General features: G+C 71.5%; 1 protein-coding gene. It reads left to right on the forward strand.

Annotated features, from left to right (window positions below; translation table 11 throughout):
* Positions 1-5797: non-ribosomal peptide synthetase (locus ABT001_RS35635; protein WP_351285825.1), on the forward strand; the 5797-nt coding region annotated here is incomplete at both ends.

A 5797-nucleotide genomic window follows, 5' to 3' on the forward strand; every position in this document is an offset into this window, starting at 1 on the left:
CTCAACGACGAGACCGGCGCCATCCTCGCGCCCCACTCGACCGGCCAGATCGCCTTCAACTACCTCGGCCGCTTCTCCTCCGCCGACATGCCCGAGCACCTCCAGGGCCTCGGCTGGACCCGGTCCCCGGGCACGGGCGAGCTGATCCCGCAGATGGATGCCGACATGCCGGCGCTGTCCCTGCTCGACGTGAACGCGCTGGTGACGGACGACGGAGAGGGACCGCAGCTCAGTGCCCGGTTCGGTTTCCCCACCGGTGTGCTGTCCCGCGAGGACGTACAGGAGCTGGCCGATCTCTGGTGCACCGCGCTGGAGGGGCTGACCCGGCACACGGCGCAGCAGGACGCGGGCGGGCTGACCCCGTCCGACGTACCGCTAGTGACGGTACGTCAGGGTGACATCGAGACCTGGGAGAAGCAGTACCCGGGGCTGGTGGACGTCTGGCCGCTGACCGCTCTGCAGTCGGGGCTGCTGTTCCACGCGCAGCTGGCGGACACCACGTTCGACGCCTACCACATGCAGATGGTCCACCACCTGTCCGGACGCGTTGACCCGGACCGGATGCGAGCCGCCGGGCAGGCGCTGCTCGACCGGTACGCCAACCTGCGCACCGCGTTCGTGACGAATGCCGCCGGTGACCAGGTCCAGCTGGTGCTCGACGGAGTGGAGCTGCCGTGGCGGCACCTCGACGTGAGCGATGCCGGCGAGGACGAGCGGGCGGAGGTGCTGCGCCGGTTTCTCGACGAGGACCAAGCGCGCCACTTCGACCCCGCCGAGCCCCCGCTGCTGCGCATGACACTGCTGACGACCGGACCGGAACGGTCGGAACTCGTCCTCACGGCGCACCATGTGCTGATCGACGGCTGGTCCGTGCCGCTGCTGATGCAGGACCTGCTGCGCCTGTACGGCTCCGGGGGCGACGCCTCCGTACTGCCGCGGGTGCGCGGGTACCGGGACTTCCTGACCTGGCTGTCGCGCCAGGACCAGACCGCGTCCGCCGACGCATGGGCGAAGGAACTCGAAGGCTTCGACGAACCCACCCTCCTCGCCCCCCGTGCCGGATCCGAACTCCACACCGAAGTGGGCCAGGTCGCCGTCCCGGTACCTGCCGAACTGGCGCGTGCCCTGGCCCGGCGCGCCGCCGAACTGGGCGTCACCCTCAACACGCTGGTGCAGGGCAGCTGGGGACTGCTCCTCAGCCGACTGACCGGACGGCGTGACGTGGTGTTCGGCACCACCGTCTCGGGCCGCCCGCCCGTGGTCGCCGACGTGCACGCCATGGTGGGGCTGTTCATCAACACCGTGCCGGTACGCGTCGGTTGCGCACCCGGTGACTCGCTCGCGGTCCTGCTGACCGGACTGCAGGACCGGCAGGCCGCGCTGCTCGACCACCACCACTACGGGCTGGCCGACATCCAGCAGACAACCCGGCTGCCCACGCTCTTCGACACCGTCGTCGTCTTCGAGTCCTACCCGGTCGACCGGGCGGGGATCAGTGCGGCGCACGGCGAGGCGGAGGTGGCGATCACCGGCATCACCCCGTTCACCGGGAGCCATTACCCGCTGGTGGTGACGGCCGACGCCGACCCCCACCTGAGGCTGGCTCTGCAGTACCACCACCATGTGTTCGACCACGCCATGGTGTCCGTCATCGCCGGCCGGTTCGAGCGGGTGCTGCGACAGCTGGCGGCAGATCCCGAGCTCATGGTCGGACAGCTCGACGTACTCGACACGGCCGAGCGGAACCAGGTCCTGGTGGAGTGGAACGCCACCACGCGCCCCGTCCGGGCCGCCACCTTCCCCGAACTCGTCCGGGCGCAGGCCGCCGAACGCCCCAACGCCCCCGCCCTCGAGGACGAACACGTCCGGCTCGGCTACCGGGAGCTGGAGGAGCGCGCCAACCAACTCGCCCATCGCATACGGTCGCTGGGCGCGGGCCGGGGCTCCGTGGTCGGCCTGTGCGTCGAGAGGGGAGCGGACCTCGTCGTCGGGCTGCTGGGCATCATGAAGGCGGGCGCCGCGTACGTTCCGCTCGACCCCGGGTACCCGGCCGACCGGCTGGCGTACATGCTGAGCGACTCGGGTGCCCGCCTGGTGGTGAGCGAGGCGCGCTCACGCACCGGCCTCGGCCCCACCGACGCCGTCGTCGTCGACCTCACCGAGGACCGCGACCGGATCGCGCAGCAGCCGGTGACCGCCGTCTCCGATGAGCCGGGCACCGACGACCTCGCCTATGTCATCTACACCTCGGGCTCGACCGGACGGCCCAAGGGCGTCCTCGTGACCCACGCCGGCGTCGCCAACCTGGCCGCCGCGATGCACGACCGGCTGCGCATCACTCCCGACAGCCGCGTCCTGCAGTTCGCGTCCTCCAGCTTCGACGGCGCCGTCATGGAGGTCCTGATGGCGCTGCCCAACGGCGCGACGCTCGTCCTGCCGCCGCACGGCCCCGTCGTCGGCGAAGCCCTCCAGCGCTTCCTGAGCGAACGGCGCATCACCCACACCCTTCTGGTGCCGTCCCTGGTGGCCACCCTCGACCCCGACGGCCTCGACGAGCTGCGCACCCTCGTGGTGGGCGCCGAGGCCAGCAGCGGCGACCTGGTGGCCCGCTGGTCCGAGGGCCGCCGCATGATCAATGCGTACGGGCCGACCGAGACCACCATCGTGGCGACGCTGAGCGAGCCGCTCAGCGGTTCGGCCGCGCCGCCCATCGGCAGCCCTCTCCCCAACACCCAGGTATATCTGCTGGACGACGCGCTGCGGCCGGTGCCCGTCGGCGTCGCGGGCGACCTCCACATCGCGGGGCGCCACCTGGCCCGCGGCTACCACGGACAGGCCGGCCTGACGGCTGAACGGTTCGTCGCCAACCCGTACGGCGAACCCGGCAGCCGGATGTACCGCTCCGGCGACGTGGCGCGCTGGCGCGCCGACGGCAGCATCGAGTACCTGGGCCGCGCCGACGACCAGGTGAAGATCCGCGGCTTCCGTATCGAACTCGGCGAGATCGAGGGCGTGCTGGGCAGCCACCCGGACGTCGAGCAGGCCGTCGTGGTCGTCCGCGACACCCCGGCGGGCGGCCGGCTCCTGGCGGCCTACGTGGCCCCCGCGACCGACGACACCGACGGGCTCACCGCCGCCCTGCGGGCGCACGCCGAGGCGGGACTGCCCGGCTACATGGTCCCTTCGGCCTTCGTGCTCCTGGGCTCCCTGCCGGTGACCTCCAGCGGCAAGCTGGACCGGTCGGCACTGCCCGCACCGGAGTTCGGCGGGGGCGCGGAAGGAAGCAGGGGGCCGCGGAGTTCTCGCGAGGAGCTCCTGTGCACCTTGTTCGCCGAGGTGCTGGGAGTGGAGCGCGTCGGCATCGACGACGACTTCTTCGCCCTGGGCGGGCATTCGCTGCTCGCCACCCGGCTCGTCAGCCGCATCCGAACGACCCTGGGAGCGGAGGTTCCGGTCCGGGCCGTCTTCGATACGCCCACTGTCGCGCAGCTGGTCGACCATCTGTCGGCCGGGTCCGCGGCCCGGCCCGAGCTGCGGCACTCCGCGCAGCTGCCGCAGCGGGTACCGCTGTCGTACGCGCAGCGCCGCCTGTGGTTCGTCGACCGGTTCGAAGGACCCTCGGCCACCTACAACCTGCCGCTCGTACTGCGGTTGACCGGCGAGCTGGACGTGCCGGCGCTCCACAGGGCCCTGCACGACGTGGCGGTGCGCCACGAGACGCTGCGCACGCTCATCGACGAGGACGAGCACGGCGTGCCGTTCCAGCGGGTCGTACCGGCCGACGAGATGTCGCTCCCGGTCTCTGTCATCGACACCGACCCGGCCGATGTGGACAGTGCGGTGGCCGACGCGGTGGCCCACACCTTCGACATCGCCGCCGAACTCCCCGTACGGGCGAGCCTTCTGCGCTGCGGTGCGCACGACCACGTCCTGGTGTTGGCGATCCACCACATCGCCGGTGATGGCGAGTCGATCCCGCCGCTGATGCGCGATCTGGGCACCGCCTACGCGGCGCGCAGTGAGGGCACCGCGCCTCGGTGGCCCGAACTGCCGGTGCAGTACGCGGACTACACGCTGTGGCAGCGCGACCTGCTCGGCGACGAGGGTGACCCGGCCAGCGTGGTGGCCGTCCAGTCCGCCTACTGGCGGGACGAGCTGGCGGATGTGCCGCAGCCGCTGCCGCTGCCGACGGACCGCCCCCGGCCTGCCCGGTCCAGCCACCGCGGTGACATGGTGGACTTCACCCTCGACCCCGAACTGGTCACCGCAGTCGAGGAACTGGCCACGGCCCGTGGGGCGACCGTCTCCATGGTGCTGCAGTCGGCGTTTGCGGTCCTGCTGCGGCAGCTCGGCGGCGGTGACGACATCACCATCGGTTCCCCCATCGCCAACCGCACCGATGACGCCCTCGCGGACCTGGTCGGATTCTTCGTCAACACCTGGGTGCTGCGCGTCCGGATGCCGGACGACCCCTCGTTCGCCGAGGTCCTCGACCAGGTCCGGCACAAGGCACTGACGGCGTACGACAACCAGGACGTTCCCTTCGAGCGGCTCGTGGAGCTGCTCAACCCGGACCGCTCCACGTCGTACCACCCGCTGTTCCAGGTCATGTTCGGCTGGCAGAACATCGTGCGCGAGGATTTCGAGCTGAGCGGCCTGCGGGTGGCGCTGAACACGGTCGCCACGGAGACCGCCAAGTTCGACCTGTTCCTCACCATGGCCGATGTTCCCGGGACGGGCGTGCTCGGCGGCCTCGAGTACGCCACCGACCTGTTCGACCGGGCCGCAGCCGAAGAGATCACCTCCCGCTTCGTACGGACCCTGCGGCAACTCGTCACGCAGCCGGGCGCCCCCGTCGCTGCGGCCGGACCGGTGCCGCCGGGTGCCGGGCGGCAGGCGACCGTCCAAGGAACCCGCTTCGATCTGACCGAGGTCGAGGCCGCTCTGACCGGGCATCCCGCTGTGGCCGAGGCGGTCGCGGTCACGCACGACGGCGGAGGCACGGGCCGACGGCTGGTCGCCTATGTCGTCCCGGACGGCGCCGGGGAGACCGGCGAGAGCATGGACTTCACGTCCGGTGTCTCCGCGGTGCAACTCCGGGAGTTCCTGACAGGCCGCGTGCCTGACGCGATGGTCCCCTCGGTCTTCGTCGTACTGGCCCGGCTGCCGCTGACGCCGGAGGGGGAGACGGACCACACGGCCTTGCCCGAGCCGGTGTTCACCGGCGGTGACTACCGGGCGCCGCGAACCGTGGTGGAGTCCGTCCTGGCCGGCGTCTACGCCGAGGTGCTGGGTCTGGACCGGGTCGGGATCGACGACGACTACTTCCTGGTGGGCGGGGACAGCATCCGCTCGATCCAGGTGGTGGCGCGGGCGCGGGCCCAGGGCGTCGAGATCAGTCCCCGGCAGATCTTCGAGCTGCGCACGGTGGCCGAGCTGGCCGCGGCGGCGAGCGCCGGGAACGGTGCGAGCACGGTTCTGGCGGAGCTGGAAGGAGCAGGCGAAGGCTGGATGCCGCTGATGCCGATCGCGGCGTACCTGCTCGAACTGGGCGGGGACATCAGCCGGTTCGCGATGTCCACGGTCGTGGAGCTGCCGGACGGCATCGACGAGGCAGGACTTGCGGCGACGCTCAACGCGGTCATCGACCGCCATGACACCCTGCGCTCCCGGCTGGCGGACGGCGGACTGCGGGTCGGCGTGCCGGGGTCCGTCGACGCGGCACGACTGCTTCGCCGTGTTGCGTCCGGTGTGGAGGTGCAGGGGGAGCTGGATGCGGCGGCGGGCCGGCTGGATC

This window comes from Streptomyces sp. NPDC002793 (assembly GCF_040295485.1).
GTDB lineage: Bacteria > Actinomycetota > Actinomycetes > Streptomycetales > Streptomycetaceae > Streptomyces.